Source organism: Thermococcus waiotapuensis (assembly GCF_055384795.1).
The window spans coordinates 240,853-264,636 of record NZ_AP042429.1 but is presented as its reverse complement, the minus strand read 5'-3'; the positions used below and the strand labels follow the sequence as shown (position 1 = coordinate 264,636).

Sequence of the window (23,784 nt, the reverse complement as noted above, 5' to 3'; positions counted from 1 at the left end):
CCGGTGGTGCCTGTGGGGGAGGTTAGAGTTTCGCTCTTCGGTTTCGGAAACGTCGGAAAAGCCGTGGCAAGGGTTCTCGTCGAGAAACGAAATTTCTTCCTGGAAAAGTATGGGTTAAGCTTTAACGTGGTCAGCATATCGGACACGAGCGGGACGGTCTGGTTGCCAGAAGGGGTAGACCTCAGAGAGGCCCTTTTAGTAAAGGAGACCTTTGGAAGGCTTTCTTCCTGGGCGAACGACTACGAGGTCTACAATTTCACTCCCGTGGAAGCGGTGAAGGAGATTGACGCCGATATCGTTGTCGACGTGACCAACGAGGGGAACGCCCACGAGTGGCACCTCACCGCGCTCAGGGAGGGAAAGGCCGTCGTAACCAGCAACAAGCCGCCTCTGGCTTTTCACTACGCTGAACTTACGGGGGAAGCGGAGAGGAGAGACATTCCCTACCTCTTCGAGGCGACGGTGATGGCCGGGACGCCAATCATAGGACTTCTGCGCGAGAACCTCCTGGGGGATACAGTTGAAAGGATAGAAGCGGTTCTGAACGCGACGACGACTTTCATCCTTAGCAGGATGGAGATGGGGCTCGACTTCGAGGAGGCTTTAAAGCAGGCCCAATCCCTTGGAATAGCAGAAAGGGACCCAAGCGGAGATATCCTCGGCATAGACGCGGGCTACAAGGCAACTATACTCCACTGCGTCGCCTTCGGGCCAAAAACCTTCGACGAGGCGAGGGTAAAGGGTATAGCCGAGATAACTCTTGGAGAAGTCCAGAGAGCCAAGGCGAAGGGAAAAACAATAAGGCTGGTTGGGACCGTCGAGAGGGGAAGCATAACCGTCGAGCCGAAGGAGGTGCCGCTGGATAGTCCGCTGGCTGTGGAGAGCCACGAGAACGTTGCGGTGATATGGACTGACCTCCTCGGGAAACTGGTGATAAAAGGGGCCGGTGCGGGGCTGAAAGAAACCGCCAGCGGGGTCGTGAGCGACGTTATAAAGGCCGCTCTGACCCTCACGGGAGGGTGATCTTTTTGTTTTTCTCCCATATGATCAGTTCAATCTTCCCAAAGCGGTGATTAATGGCCTGAATTTTTAAAGTTCCGCAGGGAGTTTCTATCTCCTCTGCCTCAAAAAGGGGAAAGGGTCTCTTCAGGAGAACCTGCCCACTGGAGTCCTTTAGAATGACGGATGAGGTGGAGTAATCAGGGATAATGAAAAACGTTCTCCCACTGCACTCAAGTTTAGCTGCACGAAATCTGTTGGCCATAACAATAAAAACGGCCCCAGCAAAGACATTGGGCAGCGAGAACAAAGTGCCCCTCCCCACCACTTCAACCGCAAGCAGTACTACCGACAGAACCAAATAGGCCACACCAGCCTTCCAGAACAATTCGTCCCTGAGGGTGATTTTCTCGAGCTTCACAGCAGGGAGTTGCCATAACTCTTTTTAATCCTTTTTCGAGCCCGTGGTGGTGGAAGCATGGAGCACGTCATAGCGCTCCACCAGGTCTACGCCGAACTAATATTCAGGGGCCTAAAGACCGTCGAGATACGGAAGAGCCGTGCTTTTCAGGGAGGAGACCTGGTTTTCCTTTACGTCGCGAGGGGCAATCCCTATGAGCTTCGCGATACCCTCAGAAGGCTCGGCCTCCACGAGGAGCAAACGCTGACTAAGAAGGGAACTATAGCCGGGGGCTTCGAGGTGGGGGAGGTGATCAAGGCCGACCTGGATACCCTGTGGGAGATGACGAAGGAGACGAGCGGTTTAACCCTCGTTCACGGCGAGAACGGGAAGAAGTGGCTCGGGGAGTACATTAAGGACTACGGCTACGCCTTCACCATAGAAAGGCCCTTCCTCTTCAGGGAACCCGTGAACAGGGAAGAAATGAGAGAAAGATACGGCATCCATGTGGAAGGGATAATCCATCTCTCGAGGAGGACGAGAAAGGGGTGGGTGAAAAACTTGATAGAAGACCTTTTGACGAGAGAGGTGGTTTACCTCTGAGCGGCCTCTTCTCGGAGCTTTTCCTCGGAGGAATCCTCGCTCTCAAGCTCTTCCGGGTTGACCTTCACGTAGGGGCCGAGGCTGAGGGAGTCTATCTCCTCCTGCGTTAGAAGCCTGCTCCTGACCTTCTCGCCTATCAGCGCGCTGTTTCCGAGGGGGTCCATTATCCTGACGGTTAGCGGCCTCTTTCCGTCCTTAACGTCTTTGATGTAGTCCATGATCTCGTCCACCCTCTTAACAGCTTCCTCATCCCCTTCCTGCCGTCTGAATTCCCTCGCCATGAGGAGGGTCTCCCTAACCCTCTCAAGGATTCCTTCAACGTTGGTGACAAAGCCCTCTGCCGCTGGTCCCGGCTCTATCCTGACGCCTATCTCGTCCAGCTCAATGGTTCCGCTCTTGCTCCTCACGACGCGGGTGAATAAGTCTTTTTCCTCCTCGACCTTTACCGTGTAGAGCTTTGGCGGTCTGTCCTCAAGGATCATGACGTCGGCGTTTCTGTAGCCGCATTTTTCACAAATTATAGTGCTCTCCATGACTTTACCAAAGTAGGGGATCTCGTGAACGTGCTGTATGGCCTTCAAGGTGTTTTTCCCGCCGCAGATCGGACAGTCGCCAAGGCTTATAACCTGAACCTCGCCCACTTCCCCGTGAGATATGACTTTCTCACTCATATCGCCCACCGAGAAAAGAAGCAAAGGCCAGTTTATAAATAATTGGTACCCGCAAGGAAAATCAAAATGAGATCACTTGGCGAACCTTATATCCTCCGGGACGAGTAAAAGTTTTATTTCGTCCTTGCAGACCTTCGCCAGCTGGCCGCCAAGTGCCGTTGTCATCCCCTTGATCTGCTCGGCAACCTTTTCCAGTATATCGGGCTTGAGTTCAAGGGGACTCAGATCCACGAGGACAAGGTTACCGTTCTGGAGCTCCTCAGATATCTTTTCGAGGTCAGAGTAACTAGTTACTACAACCTTTTTGACGTACCTAACCTGGGGCTTTACGATCTCCCTGGCAAGGGTATCCTCCTCCAGAGGGATAATGGCTACTTCCCGGTGTACCTGAGAGGGTTCTTCCTTTTTCTTGGCTGACGGGGAAACCTCCTTAACTGGAACAGCTTTCTTGGGTTTATCCTTCTCCTTCTTTAAAACGCCGTCAAACAGGCCCATGGCTTTCACCCCAGTTTGACCATAATCAAGGCTAAAGCATTTAAGTGTTAACATTTATATTTCTTTCCCATTTGGAGCGGCAAAAATAAAAAGAGTTCACGCCTGGGGAAGCTTGAACCCCGTAACATTGAGCAGAATTTCGCGGATTTCTGAGGCCTTCTTGAAGGCGGTATCAACGGCGTACATGATCTCTTCAAGCTTAAAGGCACCACCTTCTCCCTTCTGAACTGCAGAGATGTGACCGGTCTCGTCAGTCGTTATAGTCAGCCTGCTGTCCATGACTGTCTCTTCCTCCAGGCTGGGGTCAACTATCAGAGAAGACCCTATCTTGGCGAAGGTTACAGGAACCGGAACGTGATTAACTGGCAGAGGCTCAAGCTCGCTCAGCTTTATCAGCTCTCCCGTTTCCGCGTTGTACTGAACCTTGGGGATTTTCGTTGTCATCAGGGCAGCCATTGCCGCCAACCCTGCCGCGTCGATCAGGTTCCCGTCGTGGTCGAGGACATGAACGTCGATGAAGAGGACATAAACGAGCTTTCCGGGCACTATAACCAGCTTGTCAAGGTCAATGGCGTTGCTCTCCCTTATTCCCCTGTCCACAATGCGGGCCAGCTCGACTGCCCTCTCATCGGGGGGGCCCGGTTCAAAGGTCGGTGAAGCGAGTGGAACAAGCTCCACGTTAGTCGTCATTACTCCCCTCTCGGGCAGATCCGGGAAGGGCTCCCCAAACTCGACCTTGACACCCACGAGCACCATCGTGTCCCCAAGCTTAACGAGTGCAGAGCCCTCCGCCTTTTCAATGAGGCCGGTCCGGATCTCTATGTTTCTGTAGTCTTCAAGACCCCTGCCATCGAGTCTTTTTCCTTCTTTGAGCAGACTGAGTATCCTGTCGCGCATGAGGCTGGCCATTATCTCGACGTCACTCATCCCCACCCACCTCCCCGGAGATCTTGAGGTACTTCTCCTTAAGCGCCTCGCGTTGCTTCTGATAAACGGCTTTGGCTCCCTTGATCGCGAGCCTGACTGCCTCAAGGAACTCGTCCTTGGTTAAGTACCCGTCCATCTGGAGCAGGGTTATGTCGTTCTTCATGGGCATTACGGCCACCGGGACGTCGGCCTCTCCGTAGTTGTCCTCCTCCTTGTTCGGATCAAGGACTATCTCACCGTCTATTTTTCCTGCAGCACAAGCTGCCACGAGGTCGCGCATGGGTATTCCGGCGTCAGCTAAGGCGAGAGATGCTGCCGTTATTCCGGCCACTCTGGTTCCGGCATCGGCTTGAAGAACTTCAATGAAAACGTCTATAACAGTCCTGGGGAACATCTCAAGTATCAGAGCCGGTTGGAGTGCACCGTGGATGACCTTGCTTATCTCAACGCTTCTCCTGTCAGGGCCGGGCTTCTTTCTCTCCTCAACGCTGAAGGGGGCCATATTGTAACGAACCCTCAAAATAGCCGTTTCAGGTCTCTGGAGGTGCTTTGGATGAATTTCCCTTGGACCGTAAACGGCAGCGATGATTTTGTTGTTCCCCCATTCAATGTAAGCCGAACCATCGGCGTTTTTTAGAACACCTACCTCCATGCGAATCTGCCTGAGTTCATACTTCTTCCTGCCGTCTATTCTTTTCCCGTTCTCGTCGATGAGCTTTAACCCCTCTGGCCTACCCATCATTGCTCTTCACCACCCTCTGTTTCACCAAGATCCGGAATCTCCCCTATTACTCCCCTTTCCTTGAGATCCTGAAGCCGGGAGAGGAGAAACTCCTTGACCCTGTCGGTTAACCCACTGGTGTGGCTTTCCCTGTTCACTTTGAGTATCGCCTCCACGGCCAGCTCCTCCAGTTCCCTGTTCGTTCCACTTACCCAGACCCAGCCGTTCTGGCCAACTATTATCCTCGTTCCGGTGAGTTTTTTGATCATGTTTATCATCGAGCCACCCTTTCCGATTACCCTGGGCACCTTAGAGGAGGTTATAGTCACCAGCTGACCTCCCCTGAGGGGACCCCCGTTGAAGGGCATTCCCTTAGTGGTCAGGTCGATCTGGTTCACCTCATCGAACGCCTTAACCTTGGCGTAGATTATGTCCCCGATGTCGAATATCTTCCTAAGGTCCGTCTTCAGCAGGTCTATCTTCTCTTCCACCGCGTCCTGAACGCGGAGAGTTGCCTGGTACGGAGCGCCTACGTCAACTGTCCAGGACGAGAACTTCACATCAACGATCTTTCCCAGAACGTTGTCCCCAACCTCAGGTATGTAAGGCCCCTCCAGGGGGATAACCTTTATTGTGTCGCCCCTGATATCAACGAGCCCCACAACGGTTGAATAGACCCTGTTACCTTCCCTGAACGTTCCCTTACCTGCCTGGAAGGCTCCCTGCGCAAGCAGGGTTCCAGGAACAACCAGCTCCCTTGGTTTTACAAAAACTCTCTTCATAGCCCCTTCCTCTCTAGCAGTTTAGTTAAAGCTTCGCCCTTAGTGAGGGCATTGAGTTTTTCGTAAAACTCCTCCTCGACTCCTCCAGGAATCTCTATTACGAACATCCAGGAGCCGTCGCTGCCCCATTCTTCGCGCTTTATAGTTCCAAACTTCCTGACTTCGCCGTAGGCCTTTCCGACGTAGTCGCTCGGTATCTTGACAGCTATAACCTTCACCTCAAGCTTTATCGGAAGGAGTGACCTTATTGCTTTGATCACCGCCGGAACCTGTTCCTCGGCATCCTTGAATATGTCAACGTGAACCCCCGCTTCCTCCATGGCCCTGAGGATTCTGTCCACCGGGTGGGGATAGCCAGTTCTGGGATCAACGGCGTGCCTGTGGATTATGGTTGCTATGTACCTCTTCTTGTCTTCCAGCATCTGCCTCCTCTGCTCTGCCGTCAGCTGAACCTCACCCTTCTGAAGGATTACCTTCGCAATCTCGTAGGGATCGCTGGTGCCAAATATCTTCTCCATCTCGTGCTCGCTGGCCTTGTCGCCCTTGTGGGCGTCCTTGAAAACGTAGGGAGTGGCAAGGATCTCCTCAATGGAAACGTCCTTGCCCTCCTTGAAGTCCCTCGCAAGGTATGGATCAACGAGTATCTCGAAGGTCTCGCCGTGGGTTTTAAGCCGGGCGATGACGGCTTTATCAACGCTTATGGGCATCGCCCGTCACCTCAGTAGTTCTGATCGAGTTCGGAGTAGTCCTCTTCCTTCATCTCGACCTCTTCTTCCTTGAGCTCCTCGAGGATGTCACCGAGGTACTTCCCAACGTCTTCGGTGGAGAGCTTCTTCCAGCGCTTGTCCCCGGTGGTTATGTAGGCTACCTCTATTCCCTCTGCACTCGGCTCTTCAAGGGTCTTCGCGAGGGCCATTATGGCGAGCTTTATGGCCCCTTCCATGTCGAGGTCGTCCCTGTAGTGCTCCTCGAAGATCGCCATCGCGGTGTTCCTTCCGCTGCCTATTGCCACTGCCTTCCACTCGAAGTAGGCACCGCTCGGGTCAGTTTCGTAGAGTTCGGGCTTGTCGTTGACGCCGGCCATCAGGAGGGCGGCGCCGAAGGGCCTCACCCCTCCGTACTGGGTGTGGGCCTGCTTCAGGTCGCAGATCTTCTTCACAAGAACGGTGAGCGGAACCGGTTCGCCGTAGGTGAGGCGGTAGATTTGAGCCTCCAGCCTGGCCCTGTCGACGAGAACCCTTGCGTCAGCTATTATACCGCTCGGTGCTACCGCTATGTGGTCGTCTACCTGGAAGATCTTCTCATAGCTACTGGGCTCGATGAGCCTGCTGGTTATCCTCTTCTCTACAGCCAAGACAACGCCGTCCTTCCACTTGACGCCGACGGCGGTAGCTCCGCGCTTCACTGCCTCCCTTGCGTAGTTCACCTGGAACAGCCTTCCATCGGGACTAAAAACCGCACTCGCCCTGTCGTAGCCAGCCTGCGGTGGTACAAACGCCATGTTCCATCACCTCTTCATCCATCTTTTAACCCAAACGAATTCGCCGCGAAGTGTAATTAAGCTTTTCCATCCCCTTCACTGAGGGCCAGCAGGACCATTCTATGAGCCGTTCTCCTCGCCAGCTCAAGGGGAACCAGTGCTATAGGAAAGAGCACCAGCCCGATCAGCAGTGAGAGCCTGCCAAAGGGCGCAAATATCAAAAGGGCAAAGGCCAGCAGGAGTATCAACAGACCTGAAAGCATGAGCTTCCGGTACTCCCTCTTCATTGTCTCAAGCTCAACCATTTTCCCACCCAAAAATGATTAACGGCAGGGAGTTTTAAGGGTTTGGAGGCGATATGATGGATCCTCCTCGACGGCTATCCAGCCAGCGGGGGCCACCTTTTAGCGGCCCCTAAGAGGCATCGGAAAGAGAGGGAAGGGGGCCCTTCTCGAGGGGATAAATCTGGCCATGAACGCCTTAAAAAGTGCCCTAAAACCATCCCCTTCAGAGAGACGTTCCGCACATCCACGTCATTCCCAGATGAAGAGGGGAAGGGGCTGGATCCAGGGGTGAGGGAATTGAAGATCCACTTCGATAAACTTATAAACGCTACGAGAGACGTTTGACCATGCTCTCCGGATACAGCAGGGACGCGAAGATAATCATAGCGGCCAACGCCGCCGGCCAGCTATTCCTCCAGTTCTCGGTGTTCATAATGCCGTTCTACCTGGGGGCGCTCGGCTATGACATGCGCGCGATGGGAAAGTTCTTCTCGGTCCAGACTTTCACGGGCGGCTTTTTCTTCCTCCTCGCCGGACAGATATCACTCAGGATTGGCTATAAAAAGACCCTCCTCCTGAGCGCGTTTCTCGGCCTCATCGGGAGGCTCCTCCAGGTGGCTGCCCTCAACACTCCAGTTCTCCTCCTCAGCTTCTTCCTGGTCGGGGTGAACATGGGGTTGAGGCAACCGAACTTCACAGCCCTCCTGAGCGAGGAGGTCGGGGAAGAAAAGAGGCACCACGCGTTCTCGATAAGCTTCGGACTGGGAACGATTTTCAATGCCATCGGGGTCCTCGTTGCAGGCTTTGCCCCGGGATTCTTTAAGGGTCTCGGCCTCTCCGAGGGGGTCGCCTACAGGCTCGTCATCTCGCTCACCATCCTACAGTTCGTCGTCGTAATCCCTGCCCTGCTCATGATAAGCGACGTTCCGGTCAGGAACTCGCGCATAAACTGGAACCGCCAGTTAGTGGCCAAGATACTCAAGTTCTCGATTCCGAGCGCGCTCATAGGCTTTGGGGCGGGAATAACGATACCCTACATGAGCATCTACTTCAACACGAGGTTCGGAGAAACCCTCGCCGCGATAAGCGGGATATTCTTCTTCCAGCAACTGGCGATGGGGCTTGGCTCCTTTGCTCTTCCGAGACTGGTGAACAAAATAGGCCCGGTCAACGTCATAACCTCATTCCAGAGCATAGCGGCCTTTCTCTTCGCGATATTTCCCTCAATAGAGACCTTCCTGCTGGCGGCTTTCCTCTACGTGCTCCGCTCGATACTGATGAACATCGTCGGGCCCATAAACGATTCCTTCATGGTGGGCTTCTTCTCAACCGAGGAGAAGGCAACCGCCGCAGGAATAATGCAGGCGTTCTCAACCTTCATGAGGGGTTGTGGAAACTACGTCGGCGGACTGCTCTTCGCCACCTCACTGAGCTACCCGTTCTATGTGACGGCCGTGCTCTACGTTACAGCGACGGCGATATTCTACGCATTCTTCATCAAACACAACAGGTGAGAAAAGAAAAACTACCTCCCAGCGAGCTCTATACCGCGCTCGAAGGCCCTGAAGTTGGTCTCCCAGAGCTTCCCGGGGAGTGTTCCCTTAATCCCCTCGTAGATGCTCTCCTTCTTAAGCGGGATCAGACCTTTGCCAAAGGCGTAGCCGAGCATGAGAACACCGAGCGTCCTCGGGTTTATCTTGTCAGCCTCCTCCTGGAAGTTGGCCATATGGACTGGGCAGATTTTTCCTATGGCTTTTTTTATCTCCTCAAGTTCAGGGTAGCGCTCCTTGCCGACGAGGGTCGTTGCAGTGTGGATTGGGTAAGCGTTGATTATGGCAACGCTCTTCTTTGAGAGGAAGCGCGCGTTTCTCAAAGCTTCCGCAGGCTCAAATGCGAGCATTAAGTCTGCTTCTCCTTCCCCTATGAGGGGCGAATAGACTTCCTCGCCGAAGCGGAGGTAGCTGAGGACACTCCCATAGCGCTGGCTCATTCCGAGAGTTTCGCCGATCCTGACGTTGTAGCCCTCGTGCATGGCGGCATTTCCCACTATCCTCGAGAGGGTCAAACCACCCTGGCCACCGACGCCGGTTATTATGAGGTTGAACTCCACTGGCACCACCGGGGAAAATTGGACGGGACAAATAAAAACCTAAGCCCGGGAAAATATTTAAACTCCGGAACCAACCCGGTAACATGTCCTTCGAGAAATACTACGAGGCGTTCAGGGCATACAGCGACATTTACTCGGACGAGTACAGGAGGAGGATTGAGACGCTCGAGCCCCTTCTGATGAAGCACATGCCCTCAAGGGGGAAGGTTTTAGACCTCGCCTGCGGGGCCGGCGGCTTCTCCTTTCTCCTCGAGGATCTCGGCTTTCAGGTCATTGGCCTGGACTCAAGCGAGGCCATGCTCGAGAGGGCCAGGAAGTTCGCCGCGGATAAGGGCTCAAAGGTCGAGTTCGTTAAGGGCAACGCCAAGGAGCTTCCATTTGAGAACAACAGCTTCGACTACGTGCTCTTCATAGAGGGCCTCGTCCACTTCGAACCGCGGGAGCTGAACCAGGTTTTCAAAGAGGTCGCGCGGGTTCTAAAGCCGGGCGGAAGGTTTATACTCCAGTTCACGGACCTCAGGGAACTCCTGCCGGTCTTAATTAACGGAACCGTCGTTGGGGCCGAGTACTGGATCAGCAGGGTCTTAACGGACGAAGAGGAGAAGACGGTTCTGATAGAGTTCCAGAGCGAGAAGGAGAGCTTCAGGGTGCGCTTCAACGTTTGGGGGAAAACGGCCGTTGAGATGCTCGCAAAGCTCTACTTCGGGCAGATCCACAGCGAGAACATCAACGAGCATACCTATTTCCAGGTCTATGTGCCGAAAAAATAAATATCAGGCCTCCATGCGGAGGCGCCCTATAACGAACTCTCTCTCCAGGGAAGCGAGGAACGGTGCGAGCCTCGGCCCACGGTCTTTTCCTATGAAGACGTTGTAAAGGACTTTGAACCACTTATCACTCGGAACACCCCGCTTTTTGGCTGCATCGAAGATAACGTTGTTGAGTTCATCCACAGTGAACTTCCCGTTCCTCTCAAGCCATTCCGCCACTTCGAGCATTGCCTCCCGGATTTCCGGCTCAAGCTCAATCTCGGGCGGCTTTTCAAGCAGGTGGAACTTCACGTCCTCGGGGGCGTACTTCTCGACCCAGTTTTTAGCCAAGCGAATGCGGAGCTTGATCTTCCGGACGTCCTCTTCGCTGAGCTCTTTCGGAACGTGCCCCTGCTCCTGAAGAACGCGGATTATGCCGTCCTCATTGAGGTGTGGCATCTGGACGAGCGTAACGAGGAAGCGGAAGGGTGCCTGGGCGGTCAGTCTCTCCGGAACCCTGGGCATTGACAGCTCGTAGGTTCTCCTGAGCTCCCCTTCCTCCTCGGGGTTCTTAGCCTTCTCGAGGCCGAAGTAGATGCGCTCAACCCTGTCGAACTCGTCGTAGAGGTTGAGAAGGCCCAAACCGAGGTCAATCTTAATCTCCTTGTTCGGCCTGGCCTTCGCGTATATGAAGCGGATTATTCCGGGCTCAAGAACCTCGTAGAGGTCGCTGAGGAGGATAACGTTACCCTTTGAACCGCTCATCTTGCCCCTCTGACCCTGTATCCCGACGAACTCGTACATGAGGGTTATCGGTGCCGGCCAGCCGAAGACCTTCTCAACTATTTCCTTTCCAGTGTCGTAGGAGCTTCCGGCGGCGAGATGATCCTTTCCAGCCGGCTCAAAGTCGACCCTGAAGTGGGCCCACCTCATCGGCCAGTCAACGCGCCAGCGGAGCTTAACGTTGCCCTCCCTTATGTCTGTCTCGCCCTCCCTCCCGCAGTGGGGACACCTGTAGGAAACCTTCCACTCCCCGTCCCAGGCTACGAATTCGGCCTCCTTCCTGCAGTGTGGGCAGTAGATCATGACCGGTTGCCAGTCCTCCCCGAGGGGCGGCTGTTTGGCCATCTCGTGGTACTTGTCGAGGATTGCCTTTATCTCCTCCCTCTTTTGAAGGGCGAGCCTCACCTCCTCCGCGTACTCGCCGCTCTTGTAGAGCTCGTAGGCGTGGAGGAAGTCCACCTCGATTCCAAGCCTGGAGATCTCTTCCTCAAAGAGGGCCATGAAGTGCTCGGCGTAACTGTTGTGGCACCCCCAGGGGTCGGGAACTTCGCGAACGGGCTTCGTGAGGTGTTCCTCCCACTCGGGCGGAACGTTCTTCGGGACCTTTCTGAAGCGGTCGTAGTCGTCCCACATGTGGATGTGGCGAACCCTCTTGCCCCTGTCGCGGAGGGCGTGGCCGACTATGTAAGCGGTAAAGAACTCCCTGAAATTGCCTATATGAACGTAACCGCTCGGAGTAATGCCGCTCTCGACGACGTACTCCTCCTTGTCACCCCTTTCGCGGATTATCTTCTCGGCCATGTGGTCAGCCCAGTGAACCATCCTCACCACCGCGCCTAGCTCTTCCAGGCTCCTTTTAAGCTTAAGCTTGTCCGGTTGCAACGGACCATAAAGAAAAGTTTATAAGCAGATATGGTAAAAACTACCGTAAAACGTAAGGAGGTATCCCCATGGAGGTTGAACTGAAGGGCATGCAGGCCTTCTTTCCAGCGTCGCTCGAGATACAGGAGGAGCTTCTGAAGGCGGGCTTTAAAGTCCCCCACGACAAGGAAACTGGAAGGAAAACGCCGATTCCGGTCGTGGTGAGCTCAAGGGGAGGAAAAAAGCTCAGGAGGGACAGGCTTCTCAAGGCGAAAGACTTTGAGGACGACGGGAAGTTCACTGTAGTGCCTGGGGAGAGGGCAATCATGGGGATGGAGCTTACAGAGAAGGGCTTCCTGATACTGAGGCCGAAGCCCCTCGAATACCATCTCGAAGATATCGGCTTCGTCTCGGTTCCTCCAAGGATATGGGGGACTTGGGCGAGCTTTTCGATACCGTTCCCGTTCTACGAAACGCTGGCAGACTTTTTGAGCGAGTTCAGAAGGGATGAGACTAAAAGCTTCTACCTCGCTTCCCGAGGGTCAGGGAGGAGGATAGAGGTCTACGCCTACAAGGGAAAGGCCAGAAAAGACCTCGGAATTCCCGTCTTCGGCTACGCCCTCGGCCTGCACGGCCTCACGCTCGCGGACGAATACCTCCGTGAGAAGGCCGAGGAAAACGGCGTTCCGGAGGAGAGGCTCCGCTACCTCAAACTGGGCCTGAGGAAGAGAAAGGAGACCAAAGCGGGCCTGAAAGTTGGAGTAGTTTGGGAGAACGGGAAGCCGAGCGAGATAACGCTGAAACTCTCAACAACCGAGCCGAGGGTGAAGATCCAGGGACTCTACGGCGAATTAATTGGAAAATCGCGCGGAGAACTTACGAGAACAGACGAGTGGTATGTTGTAGTCCACGCTGAGGACTTCGCGGGCGCGCTCCATAAGGTGATGAACGCTTTCGGGTAAAGATATATAACCCCAACCCCACTTTTATTTTGGTGAAATCGACATGATCAACACTCCCGGGGCGGTTACAATAGGCGTGCTCTCTATCATAGGCACCATCGCCTTCACAAAAAAAGCTTGGATCAGAATGGGCTTGGATCAACAGGAAGCTGATACACCTCAGCGTTGTGCCCGCGATACTGATGTTCTACTGGGGGCTTATACCCAGGTGGATTTTTGCCGGTGCGGCGTTTCTCATAAGCTTGATCCAGCTGCAGCCCCACCTGAGGAGAAGAGAACTGAGCTGGTACCAGATAAGGAACAACTACGGCGAGGTCTTCTTTGCTCTCTCAGCGTCCGCTATCTCGGCGATACTCCCGATTGAATACGCAACTGCAGTACTCCTCGCGATGGCGGTAAGCGACGGGGTTACCGGCATAATAAGGCACTACTACTTCAGAAAGAACGGGTTCAACGTGAAGCTCAAGAAACACTGGACCGGGAGCTTAGGCTACTTCGTCACGGCGGTGATAATAGCCTTCATTTTCCTCAGCGCGGGGACGGTTGAAAAAATAGGATGGGCGGCCATGCTGACCTTAGCAGAGTACCAGCGCTTGCTCGACGACAACCTGGCCGTTCCCCTCATGGGGGGTTTGCTCTTCCTCCTTTATTGAGCCCACCTCACTTTGAGGCTGTCCTTCTTCACCTTCTCGAACTCGGCAACGAGAGCTTTTCCAGTCCTCTCCATGAAGTCCTCGATATCCATGATGCCAAGCTCTTTGAGGCCGATGGCATCCACCCCGGCCGGGATCCCTTTGGCCTCGACGTTCATCCCGATGTGGATCTTGACGCTCACAGGAGAGACCGTGGCTATCGATATGCTGAGCTTCTTGCCGTTCACGTAGATGTCATCGCCCTTTCTGCTTGTTTTCACCCCGTATTGCTCAAGAACCTCGCAGAGTTTCGCTATGAAAAGCTTCTGAAGCGTCGAGGCAAAGAGCGCGTTAACAAGGTCAAAAACCTCGATTATGTAGTGCACCATGTCATCGCTTTTAATTTCCTTGCTCTGGCGGAGATCCTCGATGTCGATCATCTCCTCAACCCTGACATCGCACTTGCCGCGAAAAACTACGAGCGAGTTCCCGAGGATTCCGAAGTTCCTGTAGGCCCAGTGGCTCCGAATCGCTGAGCCATCGTAATCAATGCGCCCCTCTTTAACAACCAGCAACTCCATCTCAACCACCCCTTTCGAGAAGTTGCCCGAGCCCTTCAAAAGACTTTTACGTCCTCGATGTTCCAGCTGGCTATCGTCAGGATAGAACTCGCGGGACAAGGAAAAGGCGAAGCTCTTCTCCACGGTGTCGAGCAGGCGATCACAGGGGATACAACGGTTGAAGGGCTTTAATTCTTGCAGTTTAGTTCAACAGAAGAGACATGGGCTGAGTCGCGGGGGCCGTGCACAGGCGAGCTGGTCTATCAGACGTCCCGCCCGGGGCACTCGGGCTGTTGGGAGCGGCAGACTGAACGGGTCGGTTTCCCTTCCCGCTTACATCCCCGCCCCATCAAACGGGTCTTCTTCCCGAGCCCTCGTCCTGGGCAACTGACCGGTCGCCCAGGTCCAAGCGCCCAGGAGTGGCCGCCTTTTTTCGGGGGCCGCTTCGGCCTTAGATGCCTTCAGGCCTTATCGGCTACGGCGTAGCTGCCCGGCGTTGCCCTGTAGGACAACCGGTAGACCAGAGGCCGCGGCTCCCTGTTCCTCTCGTACTGGGGGAGCCTTCCCCTCAGGCGGCCAGCACCTCCGGTAGATAGCATCCGACCTGTCTCGCGACGGTCTAAACCCAGCTCACGTTCCCCTTTAATGGGTGAACACCCCCACCCTTGGCCCCTGCTGCAGGGCCAGGATGGGAAGAGCCGACAGCGAGGTAGCAAGCCTCGGGGTCGATATGGGCTCTCGCCCGAGACGACTCTGTTATCCCCAGGGTAGCTTTTCTGTCATCCCTGGCCCCCACCGGGGAGGCACAGGGGTTCGCTAGGCCACGCTTTCGCGGCTGGACCCGCCTCTGTTACGGGTCCAGTCAGGCCGGCTTTTGCCCTTGCACTCTACGGCGGATTCCTGACCCGCCTGAGCCGACCTTAGGGCACCCTCGATACCTTTTCGAGGGTGTGCCGCCCCAGCCAAACTGCCCACCTACCGCTGTCCCCGCTTCCGCGAGTTAGCCGTACGGCAGAGAGTGGGCGGTGTCTCATGGGCGGCTCCACCCGCCCCGGAGGGCGGGCTTCGACGCCTCCCGCCTACGCTGCGCACCCTCCGCCGTACGGCAACGGCAGGCTGCAGTAAAGCTCCATGGGGTCTTCGCTTCCCACCGGAGGTCCCAGGCATACGCGCCTGGCAGAGGTTTCGCCGGGCCCCAGCCGGGGACAGTGGGGACCTCGTTACGCCATTCATGCAGGTCGGCATTTAACCGACAAGGAATTTCGCTACCTTAAGAGGGTTATAGTTACCCCCGCCGTTTACCGGTGCTTCACCCGGTTGTACCCGGGCTTCACATACCGGCACTGGGCAGGCGTCGGCCCCAGTACAAACCCTTTCGGGCTAGCTGGGACCTGTGTTTTTACTAAACAGTCGGGCCCCCCTAGTCACTGCGACCTGCGGGTTACGCACCCGCAGGCACCCCTTCTCCCGAAGTTACGGGGCCAATTTGCCGAGTTCCCTCGGCTGGGTTTCCCCCGACACGCCTTAGGCTTCTCACCCAGGGGCACCAGTGTCGGTTCTCGGTACGGTCGCGGTGGATCGTTCCCGAGGGGCTTTTCACGGGCCCCAGAGATCGGCGGAACCCCCCTTACGGGAGGCCATTCGCGCTTTCACCCGGTTCTCGCCATTACGGCACTCCCCGGGCTTATACGCTTAGCCGGCCTTGTGGACCGGTCCGCCTACCCCGAGGCGTCACCCCTCGGGCTTGCGTTGCCGCACCTACCACCGCGGTACGGGAATATAAACCCGTTTCCCTTTCACCGGCGCCGAGTTACGGGCCGGCTTAGGACCGACTAACCCACGGCTGACGAACATTGCCGTGGAACCCTGGCCCCTACGGCGGCCGGGATTCCCACCCGGCTATGCTGCTACTCCCGGCAGGATCCGCGATACCGACGGGTCCACCGAACCTCACGGCCCGGCTTCCGCCCCATCGGCACGCCCGCCTACCCGATCACGGACCAATCGGTCCGTGCGCCGGGGTCTCGGCGGCCGGCTTAAGCCCCGTCCATTTTCGGGGCCCCTGACCTCGACGGGTGAGCTGTTACGCACTCTTTAAAGGATGGCTGCTTCTAAGCCTACCTCCCCGCTGTCTAAGGCCAGGGACACCCTTTGGAGTAACACTTAGCCGGCACTTTGGGGCCTTAACCCCGGTCTGGGTTGTTCCCCTCTCGGGTGACGGCTTACACCGCCCCCCTACTCCGGCCATCTACGGCGGCAGTGGGTTCGGAGTTTGACAGGGAGCCGGGGGATTTCTCCCCCTAAACTCCCAATCAGTGCTCTACCCCACCGCCTACCTCCGGCCGGGCTATCCTGAGGGATAATTCGGCGGGAACCAGCTATCTCCGGCCTCGATTGGCCTTTCACCCCTAGCCCGAGGTCACGGGAGCGAATTGCACGTCAGCACCCCTAGCGGGCCTCCATCCCTCTGTTGAGGGACTTCGCCCTACCCCGGGCTAGATCGACCGGCTTCGGGTCTCACCCGAGCGACTCCGGGCGCTTTCACACCCCGTCCCTCGCCCTTGCGGGCTGCGGACCTGTCGGTTTCCCTACGGTTTCGGGGCTAACCCCCTTAACCTCGCCGCTCGGGTGAACTCCCTGCCCCGTGCTCCAAGACGGACGGTGCAACCCCGGTCACCTCCCCTCGTACTCCACGGTCGCCCGTGTTTCCTTCGGGGAGGGTCAACCCTTTCGGGCCGCACCCTCCTATCGCCACCTGGTTTCAGGCTCTTTTCACCCCCCTCCCGGGGTGCTTTTCAGCTTTCCCTCACGGTACTAGTTCGCTATCGGTCTCGGGACGTATTTAGGGTTGGGAGCCGATGCCTCCCAGCTTCCCGCCGGATATCCGACCGACGGTACTCAGGGACACCCCAGGAGCTCGGGGACTTACGCCTACGGGGCTATCACCCTCTTCGGCGCCGCGTTCCAGCGGACTTCGGCTTCATCCCCAGGGCTCCTTCGGGGGCCCTACAACACCACATCCCCCGGACCTTTCGGCCCGGGGTTCAGTTTGCCCTGTGCCGTTTTCGGTCGCCCCTACTCACGGCATCGCTTTTGCTTTCTTTTCCTGCGGGTACTAAGATGTTTCAATTCCCCGCGTTCCCCCTCCCGACTGGGAGTGCGGCAAAAGCCGCGGGAAGTCCCATTCGGGAATCCCCGGTTCGACGGCTGCCTGCGCCTCGCCGGGGCTTATCGCAGCTTGCCACGCCCTTCGTCGGCGCCCCGAGCCGAGCCATCCACCAGGTGGCTTAGTTGCCACCGGGCGGGACGTTTCCTGGACCAGCTCGCCTATGCACGGCCCTCACCGTGACCCCTGTTCGGGGTCTCAGGCCCTTCCACCCCGAGCTTGGCTCGGGATGTGCACCTCTTCGTGGTGGACCGGCCGGGATTCGAACCCGGGGCCTCCGCCTTGCAAGGGCGGCGCTCATACCAGGCTGAGCTACCGGCCCACCCGTGGCAGGCCCGACATCCCTTAAACCCCCCGGACGGGATTTCCGGCGATAGGAGGTGATCGAGCCGTAGGTTCCCCTACGGCTACCTTGTTACGACTTCTCCCCCCTCACGGAGCCCGGGCTCGACCCGGCCTCCCCGAAGGGAGACCAAGCCTCACCCGGACCCCGCTCGGGTGGAGTGACGGGCGGTGTGTGCAAGGAGCAGGGACGTATTCGCCGCGCGATGATGACACGCGGGTACTAGGGATTCCAGCTTCATGCGGGCGAGTTGCAGCCCGCAATCCGAACTGGGGGCGGGTTTAGGGGATTCCCTTCCCCTTTCGGGGTCGGATCCCATTGTCCCGCCCATTGTAGCGCGCGTGTAGCCCGGGGGTTTCGGGGCATACTGACCTACCGTCGCCCGCTCCTTCCTCCGGCTTATCGCCGGCGGTCCCCCCAGAGTGCCTCCTCCCCAACGGGGAGGACTGGCAACTGGGGGCACGGGTCTCGCTCGTTACCACACTTAAGTGGACGCCTCACGGTACGAGCTGACGGCGGCCATGCACCTCCTCTCGGCGTGTCCGGCAAGACCTTCAGCCTGGCCTTCATCCTGCCGTCGCCCCCGGTGAGGTTCCCGGCGTTGAATCCAATTAAACCGCACGCTCCACCCCTTGTGGTGCTCCCCCGCCAATTCCTTTAAGTTTCAGCCTTGCGGCCGTACTCCCCAGGCGGCGGGCTTAACGGCTTCCCTCCGGCACCGGGCGAGCCCGAAGCTCACCCGACACCTAGCCCGCATCCTTTACAGCCAGGACTACCCGGGTATCTAATCCGGTTTGCTCCCCTGGCCTTCGTCCCTCACCGTCGGACCCGTTCCAGCGGAGCGCCTTCGCCACTGGCGGTCCCCCTGGGATTATAGGATTTCACCCCTACCCCAGGGGTACCCTCCGCCTCTCCCGGTCCCAAGGCCCGCAGTATCCCCAGCGAGCCCCACGGTTGAGCCGTGAGATTTCGCCAGGGACTTACGGGCCCGGCTACGGACGCTTTAGGCCCAATAATAGTGGCCACCACTCGGGCCGCCGGTATTACCGCGGCGGCTGCCACCGGCCTTGCCCAGCCCTTATTCCCGGAGCTCCTTACACTCCGGAAAAGCCGTGGCATTGCCACGGCACTGGGGGTCCCCCCGTCGCGGTTTCCCGCATTGCGGAGGTTTCGCGCCTGCTGCGCCCCGTAGGGCCTGGACCCTTGTCTCAGTGTCCATCTCCGGGCTCCCACTCTCATGGCCCGTACCGATCTTAGGCTTGGTGGGCCGTTACCCCACCAACTACCTAATCGGCCGCCGGCCCATCCTCGGGCGGACAGAGTCCCTTTCGGCCTGAGGACCTTCCAGTACCTCAGACCTATGGGGGATTAGCCCCAGTTTCCCGGGGTTATCCCCCTCCCGAGGGTAGGTTACCGACGTGTTACTGAGCCGTCCGCCGGTGCGCGCGAGGCGCCCCATGACTCGCATGGCTTAGTCGGACCCCCATAGCAGTGGCCTCCGGCAGGATCAACCGGAATTGAGCAAGGAGTACGGCCGGTGGGACTTCCCTTAGCGGGAAGTACCAAAATTCCCGTCCGGGGTTTGGTCGGGATGTCGGGCCTGCCTTACCCCCGAGGGTTCCGCCTTTCGGCGTTTCCTCGGGAGCGCACATTTTTGTGACCCGGGCTGGAGGGCGGGGTTCATGCTGGGTACTTTGCACCCGTTCCCCCCGACGCCGCCGTCTTGGCGCCCGGGTTTCGTCGCGCCCTGTTCGGGCGCTCCATCCAATGGGGGCAAACCCCTGTGATACAAAATTTTTGCAAAGTGAATGGGAGGGCCAGTTTTTGAAAATAAACAACTCAAAAATTGTGGGAAAGTCGCAAAAAATTTGACATCAAAATGTCAAAGCGAGAGCTAGAGAACCCTAATGATCTCCGGAACAACGCTGATTTTCGATACGGGGGTGGGTATGGTGTTGGTCACCGCAAGTTCGTCCACAGCATTACTCACCTTCTCCACAGCGCCTTCGGCAAAAACCCCGTGGGTAACACCAACGAAGATTTTCCTCGCCCCCAACTTTCTGAGGATTTCAGCCGCCATTATCATCGTCCCGCCGGTGCTTATTATGTCGTCCACTATCAGTACGTTCTTCCCCCTGACGTCTATTTCAACCGGTCTCATCTCCACCTGTGTTGGCGAAATTCTGCGCTTTTCAAAGTGGCCGTATTCAACCCCGAGTTCCTCGGCGACTCCCCTGGCCCTGGACAAAGCACCCTCGTCAGGGGAAAGAACTACGCCCTCCCCCAGCTTCTCTCCAAAGTAGTCTGCCATTGACTTAGCCGGAGAGACGCTGAAGGCTTTACCGGGGAAGAAATCAAGTGTTTTTGGATTGTGGATGTCCACGACGTAGAGCTCATCGTAGTAGAGACCAAGCGTTCTCATTACGGCCCTCACGCTTATGGGCTCCCCTTCCTTCGTTATCCTGTCCTGGCGGGAATAGGCCAAATAGGGAACAACCAGCTTCAACCTCTCAAAGCCCCTCTCCCGGAGGGCATCCCCTATCAGAAGGGCCTCAATCAGGTTTTCATTCTGAGGCTTGTAGGTGGACTGCACAACCGTTGCCTCCCTTCCAGAGAGGGGCACCCTGACGTACTTCTCCCCATCGGGGAAACGGCTTATCTCTATATCCTGCACCTCTGCTCCATAGTTGAGCAGCTCATCCTTAAGATGAAGGGCACCCGATCCCACTATTATCATGTTCATCACCTTTGCCGCAAACATGTAAAACTCCAACCTTTTTAAAGGTGACTCATTCAAGTAAATGTCAAACCAGGAGAACCGCTAGGATCCCCGCGAGGAAGATTCCATCAAAGGTTCCCGCACCGCCTATGCTGACCATCTGGGCCCCGAGGTTCTTGATCTTGCCCCAGTTCATCAGGTCAGCTCCTATCAGAACACCCATTGTTCCACTCGCGTAGGCTATCAGAGGCCTGTACTCCCCCCCAATTAGAACAGCAAGAGAAACCGCTATGAGCGGGGGTATGAGGGTTGGCAGGGCTATCCCCACCCCGGGGACGGGCCTGGCCACGATGTTGCTGACCAGGGAGGCTATGGCCATTGCAACGGCCATTCTAAGCAGGACAGAGTAAGCGCCCAATTGAGACAGCCTCACAACCTCGTAGGTGACGAGACTCAACGGAACCAGGGCCCCTCCAACGTTGATCGCTATAATGACTTTCTGCTCGGCCCAATCAAAGTAGGGGACGGGATAGGTGATCCCAAAGAACCTGACTTCCCTCACTCTTATAACCGGCACGTACGACCTCTCCTCTGCTATCGGGATGTTTATGAAGCTCCCGACGAGGGAAAAGAGGAAGAGCGAGTAAGCAACAGGTAATGGAAGCCCAAGCTTGTGAAAGGCCGCCGTCAAAATCTCAGAGAGGAGCGTAAAGAAGAGCAGGAGGAGAAGGAGGAATAAAAACACAAAGGGGATTGCTAAGGGTGGAAAGAGATAGCGGTACCTCATGGCCTGTTCACCGGCTCAACGTTTGCCCAAACCTGGGAGCCTCTTTTGATGTTGACTTTTACGGGCTCCTCAAACTTCTCCGGATTGTCAAACACCCAGGCGTAGAGCGGCTTTCCACCGGAGTACTCTCTGAGGAGGTCGTAATCAACGAGGTGTTTCTCTCTATGCCCGGCCAGTTCCTCTGGAGTGAAGGGGCCAACAACGTCAACTAATTCAGCTTTACCCAGGGCGTAGCCTTCACTGAGGATCAAGATTTCTCCCCGAACCCTGGTTCTGGACTTCCTGATCTCCCACCTTTTTCTGCCCTCGACGAGCCAGTCTGCAAAGGGGCGCCTGACTATGAGCCCCTTCATTATCATCACTCCTTGAACTCGACGAACTCCTCTTTCATGCCATCCTTGGTTATCGTAACGACCTGAACCTTCCTGTCCCCCGTGTAGACGTCCCTCTTTCCGGCCGTTCTTACGGCCCTTACTGCGAGTTCCTTGGCCTCTTCAACGCTCATGTCCTCTCTATAGCCGTCCTCGATTATGGCTATCGCAAAGGGGCTCCCTGAGCCCGTGGCAGTGTACTCGTCGAAGACGAGGCCTCCGAGGGCGTCCAAGCTGGCGAGCTCGGGCTCATCGACGTAGCCCCCGATGAGGATCTGAACCATGTAGGGGAACCACTTGCTCTCGTTGAGTATGTTGCTGAGCAGGTTGGCCATGGCCCTCGTCTTCATGGGCCTGTCCCACGTGAACTGGTAATAACGCGCCTCCGCCTCAAGCATTCTAGCTAAAGCCTGAACGTCGCCAACACTTCCTGCCGTTGTTATGACTATCCTATCGGTTATCGGGAGAATCTTCCTTATGTTGAGCGTTTCGACCATGTGGTCAAGGGAAGCCTGAGTGTCAGCGGCGAGAACAACGCCGTCTTTAACCTTTATCCCTACAGTGGTGGTGCCGGTTTTTTTCTCTCCCACCATAACCCCTCACCTCCGTAAGCGATAGAAGTTGGAGAATTTAAAGGTTTGGTGTGTTTAGAGGGACGGTACAACAGCGGTTCCGGAGTTGCCCCTAACGAACTCAAACTTGATCCCGTAAACCCTCTGAAGAACCTCGGGGGTTAACTCCTCAGTTGGCCCGAACCAGGTTATCTTCCCTTTCTTAAGTATGAGCACATCGTCAGCGTATCTGAGAGTTAAGTTCAGGTCGTGGAGAACCGCAACAACGATTCTTTCCCTGCCGAGGGACTTGACAAGGCCCATAACTTCGAAGGCGTTGTTCACGTCAAGGTGGCTGGTAGGCTCGTCGAGGAGGAGAACCCTTCCACCCTGTGCGAGGGCCCTGGCTATAAGGACCAGCTGGTACTCCCCGCCAGAAAGCTTGAGAACTGATTCGGATCTCTTTTCCCACATGCCGACTTCCTTCAGGGCCCTCTCCACGCTACCACCGGTGAAGTAAGTTCCCATCTCCACGAACTCTTCAACGGTGAAGTCGAACTCCGGAAGGGATGATTGTGGAACGTATGAAACGAGCTTCGCCCTCTCCCTGGGAGAAAGTGCAGTTATGTCCTTGCCGTCCAGTTCTATTCTTCCCTCGGGCTTCAGAATCCCGGCTATACACTTGAGTAATGTACTCTTGCCAGAACCGTTGGGGCCTATGACCGCTAAAAGCCTCCCCTCCCTGGCACTGAAATTGACACCATCGAGGGCTTTTTTCTCACCGTAAGAAAAAGATATCTCCACCCTCATCATGCCCTCAGCTCACCTCTCTTGTGCTTTATGAGGAGGTACAGGAAGAATCCTCCCCCGATGATTGAGGTCACTATCCCCACGGGAATTTCATTGGGTTTAGCAACGGTTCTCGCAATTATATCGGAGAAAACCATGAGAAAGCCACCAAAAACGGCGGCATTGGGGGTTAATCTTTTGTGATTGGGCCCCACGAGGAGTCTGACTATGTGTGGACTTATCAAACCAACGAACCCAATTATGCCTGCCGTTGCAACTGCCACGGCCGTCATGAGGGAGATAACGATTATCAAAAGCTTTCTGAATTTATCCACCTCAAGGCCAAGGGCACTCCCCTCCTCGCCCAAAAGCAGAAGATTGAGTTCTCTCCATTTCCACAGAAGAAAGCCGAGGCCAAAAGCGGTAACTACGGCCATCTCCTGTACTTTACTCCAATCGGAACCGTTGAAGCTCCCCATCAGCCACATGTAGGTTAAGTGAGCGGTTGAGCCAAGGGTGAGCACTAAGTAGGAGGTTATCGCTCCCGCCATGAAGCCAAAGGCTATCCCAGCTAAGAGGAGTGTATCAACCGGAACTCTACCGTCCACCTTCGAAACCCGGTAGACCAGGTACACGGATCCCAGGGCGAAGAGAAATGCTAACTCAGGGATATGGGAAGGGGCGTATATGAAGCCCAGAACTGCCCCAACCGAGGCACCACCGCTGATACCGATTATATAAGGGTCAGCCATGGGGTTTTTGAAAAGGGCCTGGGAAGCCACGCCGGCGGACGCCAGCGACATTCCAACGAGATACGCCAGAAGAGTTCGCGGAAGCCTCAGCTCCCATACTATGAAGAAATACTTGGGTTCCAATCCCCCTCCCAGACCCAGGGAATGTTTCAGGCCATAGAGCAGGCATCTGGAGACCTCCAGGGGACTTATTCTAACGGGCCCTATGTAGAGACTCAGGAACAGGGAAAGGAGCGACAAAACCGCGAGGCCAGTAAAAACGACTTTCGAGTCCCTCATGGGAATGG

23 protein-coding genes, 1 tRNA gene, 2 rRNA genes and 1 pseudogene are annotated in these 23,784 nt (G+C 56.2%); 6 read left to right on the top strand and 21 right to left on the bottom strand.

Annotated features, from left to right (window positions below; all coding sequences use genetic code 11):
- Positions 1-12: 12 nt before the first annotated feature.
- Positions 13-1,023 (top strand): homoserine dehydrogenase, encoded by a 1,011-nt coding sequence (locus ACZ47M_RS01390; protein WP_315340824.1) that lies wholly within the window; start codon positions 13-15, stop codon positions 1,021-1,023.
- Here ACZ47M_RS01390 and ACZ47M_RS01385 read toward each other — a convergent pair.
- On the bottom strand, positions 1,010-1,420 hold the full coding sequence (locus tag ACZ47M_RS01385; protein WP_315339439.1) for a hypothetical protein: 411 nt from the start codon (positions 1,418-1,420) through the stop codon (positions 1,010-1,012). The genes ACZ47M_RS01390 and ACZ47M_RS01385 overlap by 14 nt on opposite strands.
- A 57-nt stretch (positions 1,421-1,477) precedes the next feature.
- On the opposite strand from ACZ47M_RS01385, the gene ACZ47M_RS01380 reads away from it, so the two are divergent.
- Complete coding sequence (locus ACZ47M_RS01380) at positions 1,478-2,002, top strand: ASCH domain-containing protein (RefSeq protein WP_315339437.1); 525 nt, start codon at positions 1,478-1,480, stop codon at positions 2,000-2,002.
- Here ACZ47M_RS01380 and ACZ47M_RS01375 read toward each other — a convergent pair.
- The 8 genes from ACZ47M_RS01375 to ACZ47M_RS01340 form a co-directional block, all read right to left on the bottom strand.
- A complete protein-coding gene (locus tag ACZ47M_RS01375; protein WP_315339435.1) occupies positions 1,993-2,673 on the bottom strand; it encodes a ZPR1 zinc finger domain-containing protein in 681 nt (226 codons plus the stop codon). The genes ACZ47M_RS01380 and ACZ47M_RS01375 overlap by 10 nt on opposite strands.
- Positions 2,674-2,745: 72 nt before the next feature.
- Complete coding sequence (locus ACZ47M_RS01370; protein WP_315339433.1) at positions 2,746-3,168, bottom strand: cell division protein SepF; 423 nt, start codon at positions 3,166-3,168, stop codon at positions 2,746-2,748.
- Between the two features lie 96 nt (positions 3,169-3,264).
- Positions 3,265-4,095 (bottom strand): exosome complex protein Rrp42, encoded by an 831-nt coding sequence (gene rrp42, locus ACZ47M_RS01365; protein WP_315339431.1) that lies wholly within the window; start codon positions 4,093-4,095, stop codon positions 3,265-3,267.
- On the bottom strand, positions 4,088-4,837 hold the full coding sequence (gene rrp41 / locus ACZ47M_RS01360) for an exosome complex exonuclease Rrp41 (RefSeq protein WP_315339429.1): 750 nt from the start codon (positions 4,835-4,837) through the stop codon (positions 4,088-4,090). The genes rrp42 and rrp41 overlap by 8 nt, the downstream gene beginning before the upstream one ends.
- Complete coding sequence (gene rrp4, locus ACZ47M_RS01355) at positions 4,834-5,598, bottom strand: exosome complex RNA-binding protein Rrp4 (RefSeq protein ID WP_315339428.1); 765 nt, start codon at positions 5,596-5,598, stop codon at positions 4,834-4,836. Before rrp4 ends, rrp41 begins: the two co-directional genes overlap by 4 nt.
- Positions 5,595-6,305: a ribosome assembly factor SBDS gene (locus ACZ47M_RS01350; RefSeq protein ID WP_315339426.1), complete on the bottom strand. Its 711-nt coding sequence runs from the start codon at positions 6,303-6,305 to the stop codon at positions 5,595-5,597. The genes rrp4 and ACZ47M_RS01350 overlap by 4 nt, the downstream gene beginning before the upstream one ends.
- An 11-nt stretch (positions 6,306-6,316) precedes the next feature.
- The gene (gene psmA, locus ACZ47M_RS01345) at positions 6,317-7,099 is read right to left on the bottom strand and encodes an archaeal proteasome endopeptidase complex subunit alpha (protein ID WP_315339424.1); all 783 of its coding nucleotides are present in this window, start codon (positions 7,097-7,099) and stop codon (positions 6,317-6,319) included.
- A gap of 56 nt (positions 7,100-7,155) precedes the next feature.
- A complete protein-coding gene (locus ACZ47M_RS01340) occupies positions 7,156-7,383 on the bottom strand; it encodes a hypothetical protein (RefSeq protein WP_315339422.1) in 228 nt (75 codons plus the stop codon).
- 326 nt (positions 7,384-7,709) lie between these two features.
- Between ACZ47M_RS01340 and ACZ47M_RS01335 the strand changes: the two genes are divergently transcribed.
- A complete protein-coding gene (locus ACZ47M_RS01335) occupies positions 7,710-8,876 on the top strand; it encodes an MFS transporter (protein ID WP_315339420.1) in 1,167 nt (388 codons plus the stop codon).
- A gap of 11 nt (positions 8,877-8,887) precedes the next feature.
- Here the strand turns inward: ACZ47M_RS01335 and ACZ47M_RS01330 are convergent, their stop codons facing one another.
- A complete protein-coding gene (locus ACZ47M_RS01330) occupies positions 8,888-9,472 on the bottom strand; it encodes an indolepyruvate oxidoreductase subunit beta (RefSeq protein WP_315340822.1) in 585 nt (194 codons plus the stop codon).
- Between the two features lie 83 nt (positions 9,473-9,555).
- On the opposite strand from ACZ47M_RS01330, the gene ACZ47M_RS01325 reads away from it, so the two are divergent.
- A complete protein-coding gene (locus ACZ47M_RS01325) occupies positions 9,556-10,242 on the top strand; it encodes a class I SAM-dependent methyltransferase (RefSeq protein WP_315339418.1) in 687 nt (228 codons plus the stop codon).
- A gap of 3 nt (positions 10,243-10,245) precedes the next feature.
- On the opposite strand, the gene lysS is transcribed toward ACZ47M_RS01325, so the two are convergent.
- Entirely contained in the window at positions 10,246-11,826 is a 1,581-nt protein-coding gene (lysS, locus tag ACZ47M_RS01320) for a lysine--tRNA ligase (RefSeq protein WP_315340820.1), read from the bottom strand.
- 128 nt (positions 11,827-11,954) lie between these two features.
- Here lysS and ACZ47M_RS01315 point away from each other — a divergent pair, with 128 nt between their 5' ends.
- Together ACZ47M_RS01315 and ACZ47M_RS01310 are read left to right on the top strand one after the other, a co-directional pair.
- Positions 11,955-12,827 (top strand): PhoI, encoded by an 873-nt coding sequence (locus tag ACZ47M_RS01315; RefSeq protein ID WP_315339416.1) that lies wholly within the window; start codon positions 11,955-11,957, stop codon positions 12,825-12,827.
- A gap of 43 nt (positions 12,828-12,870) precedes the next feature.
- Positions 12,871-13,480 (top strand): annotated as a pseudogene (locus ACZ47M_RS01310) (hypothetical protein).
- Here the strand turns inward: ACZ47M_RS01310 and ACZ47M_RS01305 are convergent.
- From ACZ47M_RS01305 to ACZ47M_RS01260, 10 genes are all read right to left on the bottom strand, one after another.
- Positions 13,474-14,040, bottom strand: coding sequence for a DUF366 family protein (locus ACZ47M_RS01305; protein WP_315339414.1), 567 nt, complete (start codon positions 14,038-14,040; stop codon positions 13,474-13,476). The pseudogene ACZ47M_RS01310 and the gene ACZ47M_RS01305 sit on opposite strands and share 7 nt — an antisense overlap.
- A gap of 252 nt (positions 14,041-14,292) precedes the next feature.
- Positions 14,293-17,322: ribosomal RNA gene (locus tag ACZ47M_RS01300) — 23S ribosomal RNA — on the bottom strand.
- A 107-nt stretch (positions 17,323-17,429) separates the two neighbouring features.
- Positions 17,430-17,507: transfer RNA gene (locus tag ACZ47M_RS01295), tRNA-Ala, on the bottom strand.
- A gap of 53 nt (positions 17,508-17,560) precedes the next feature.
- A 16S ribosomal RNA gene (locus tag ACZ47M_RS01290) occupies positions 17,561-19,046 on the bottom strand.
- Together the 16S and 23S rRNA genes with 1 tRNA gene alongside form the textbook arrangement of a ribosomal RNA operon.
- 376 nt (positions 19,047-19,422) lie before the next feature.
- Positions 19,423-20,265 carry a ribose-phosphate diphosphokinase gene (locus tag ACZ47M_RS01285; RefSeq protein ID WP_315340818.1) on the bottom strand — a complete coding sequence of 281 codons (843 nt, stop codon included), beginning with the start codon at positions 20,263-20,265 and terminating at the stop codon, positions 19,423-19,425.
- A 67-nt stretch (positions 20,266-20,332) separates the two neighbouring features.
- Positions 20,333-21,034, bottom strand: a complete 702-nt coding sequence (locus ACZ47M_RS01280) for a DUF1614 domain-containing protein (RefSeq protein ID WP_315339413.1) — start codon at positions 21,032-21,034, stop codon at positions 20,333-20,335.
- Complete coding sequence (locus tag ACZ47M_RS01275) at positions 21,031-21,387, bottom strand: ASCH domain-containing protein (protein ID WP_315340815.1); 357 nt, start codon at positions 21,385-21,387, stop codon at positions 21,031-21,033. Before ACZ47M_RS01275 ends, ACZ47M_RS01280 begins: the two co-directional genes overlap by 4 nt.
- A 5-nt stretch (positions 21,388-21,392) precedes the next feature.
- Positions 21,393-21,998, bottom strand: a complete 606-nt coding sequence (gene psmB, locus ACZ47M_RS01270; protein ID WP_315339411.1) for an archaeal proteasome endopeptidase complex subunit beta — start codon at positions 21,996-21,998, stop codon at positions 21,393-21,395.
- A 54-nt stretch (positions 21,999-22,052) separates the two neighbouring features.
- The gene (locus ACZ47M_RS01265) at positions 22,053-22,769 is read right to left on the bottom strand and encodes an ABC transporter ATP-binding protein (protein WP_315339409.1); all 717 of its coding nucleotides are present in this window, start codon (positions 22,767-22,769) and stop codon (positions 22,053-22,055) included.
- On the bottom strand, positions 22,766-23,776 hold the full coding sequence (locus ACZ47M_RS01260) for a FecCD family ABC transporter permease (protein WP_315339407.1): 1,011 nt from the start codon (positions 23,774-23,776) through the stop codon (positions 22,766-22,768). The genes ACZ47M_RS01265 and ACZ47M_RS01260 overlap by 4 nt, the downstream gene beginning before the upstream one ends.
- Positions 23,777-23,784 lie beyond the last annotated feature (8 nt).

What these genes read in the sequence shown, in the direction of transcription:
- ACZ47M_RS01380 (WP_315339437.1), top strand. Translation starts at nt 1,478, where the DNA reads ATGGAGCACGTCATAGCGCTCCACCAGGTCTACGCCGAACTAATATTC.
- ACZ47M_RS01375 (WP_315339435.1), bottom strand. Translation starts at nt 2,673, where the DNA reads ATGAGTGAGAAAGTCATATCTCACGGGGAAGTGGGCGAGGTTCAGGTT.
- ACZ47M_RS01370 (WP_315339433.1), bottom strand. Translation starts at nt 3,168, where the DNA reads ATGGGCCTGTTTGACGGCGTTTTAAAGAAGGAGAAGGATAAACCCAAG.
- rrp42 (WP_315339431.1), bottom strand. Translation starts at nt 4,095, where the DNA reads ATGAGTGACGTCGAGATAATGGCCAGCCTCATGCGCGACAGGATACTC.
- rrp41 (WP_315339429.1), bottom strand. Translation starts at nt 4,837, where the DNA reads ATGATGGGTAGGCCAGAGGGGTTAAAGCTCATCGACGAGAACGGGAAA.
- rrp4 (WP_315339428.1), bottom strand. Translation starts at nt 5,598, where the DNA reads ATGAAGAGAGTTTTTGTAAAACCAAGGGAGCTGGTTGTTCCTGGAACC.
- ACZ47M_RS01350 (WP_315339426.1), bottom strand. Translation starts at nt 6,305, where the DNA reads ATGCCCATAAGCGTTGATAAAGCCGTCATCGCCCGGCTTAAAACCCAC.
- psmA (WP_315339424.1), bottom strand. Translation starts at nt 7,099, where the DNA reads ATGGCGTTTGTACCACCGCAGGCTGGCTACGACAGGGCGAGTGCGGTT.
- ACZ47M_RS01340 (WP_315339422.1), bottom strand. Translation starts at nt 7,383, where the DNA reads ATGGTTGAGCTTGAGACAATGAAGAGGGAGTACCGGAAGCTCATGCTT.
- ACZ47M_RS01335 (WP_315339420.1), top strand. Translation starts at nt 7,710, where the DNA reads ATGCTCTCCGGATACAGCAGGGACGCGAAGATAATCATAGCGGCCAAC.
- ACZ47M_RS01325 (WP_315339418.1), top strand. Translation starts at nt 9,556, where the DNA reads ATGTCCTTCGAGAAATACTACGAGGCGTTCAGGGCATACAGCGACATT.
- lysS (WP_315340820.1), bottom strand. Translation starts at nt 11,826, where the DNA reads ATGGTTCACTGGGCTGACCACATGGCCGAGAAGATAATCCGCGAAAGG.
- ACZ47M_RS01315 (WP_315339416.1), top strand. Translation starts at nt 11,955, where the DNA reads ATGGAGGTTGAACTGAAGGGCATGCAGGCCTTCTTTCCAGCGTCGCTC.
- ACZ47M_RS01305 (WP_315339414.1), bottom strand. Translation starts at nt 14,040, where the DNA reads ATGGAGTTGCTGGTTGTTAAAGAGGGGCGCATTGATTACGATGGCTCA.
- ACZ47M_RS01285 (WP_315340818.1), bottom strand. Translation starts at nt 20,265, where the DNA reads ATGATAATAGTGGGATCGGGTGCCCTTCATCTTAAGGATGAGCTGCTC.
- ACZ47M_RS01280 (WP_315339413.1), bottom strand. Translation starts at nt 21,034, where the DNA reads ATGAGGTACCGCTATCTCTTTCCACCCTTAGCAATCCCCTTTGTGTTT.
- ACZ47M_RS01275 (WP_315340815.1), bottom strand. Translation starts at nt 21,387, where the DNA reads ATGAAGGGGCTCATAGTCAGGCGCCCCTTTGCAGACTGGCTCGTCGAG.
- psmB (WP_315339411.1), bottom strand. Translation starts at nt 21,998, where the DNA reads ATGGTGGGAGAGAAAAAAACCGGCACCACCACTGTAGGGATAAAGGTT.
- ACZ47M_RS01265 (WP_315339409.1), bottom strand. Translation starts at nt 22,769, where the DNA reads ATGATGAGGGTGGAGATATCTTTTTCTTACGGTGAGAAAAAAGCCCTC.
- ACZ47M_RS01260 (WP_315339407.1), bottom strand. Translation starts at nt 23,776, where the DNA reads ATGAGGGACTCGAAAGTCGTTTTTACTGGCCTCGCGGTTTTGTCGCTC.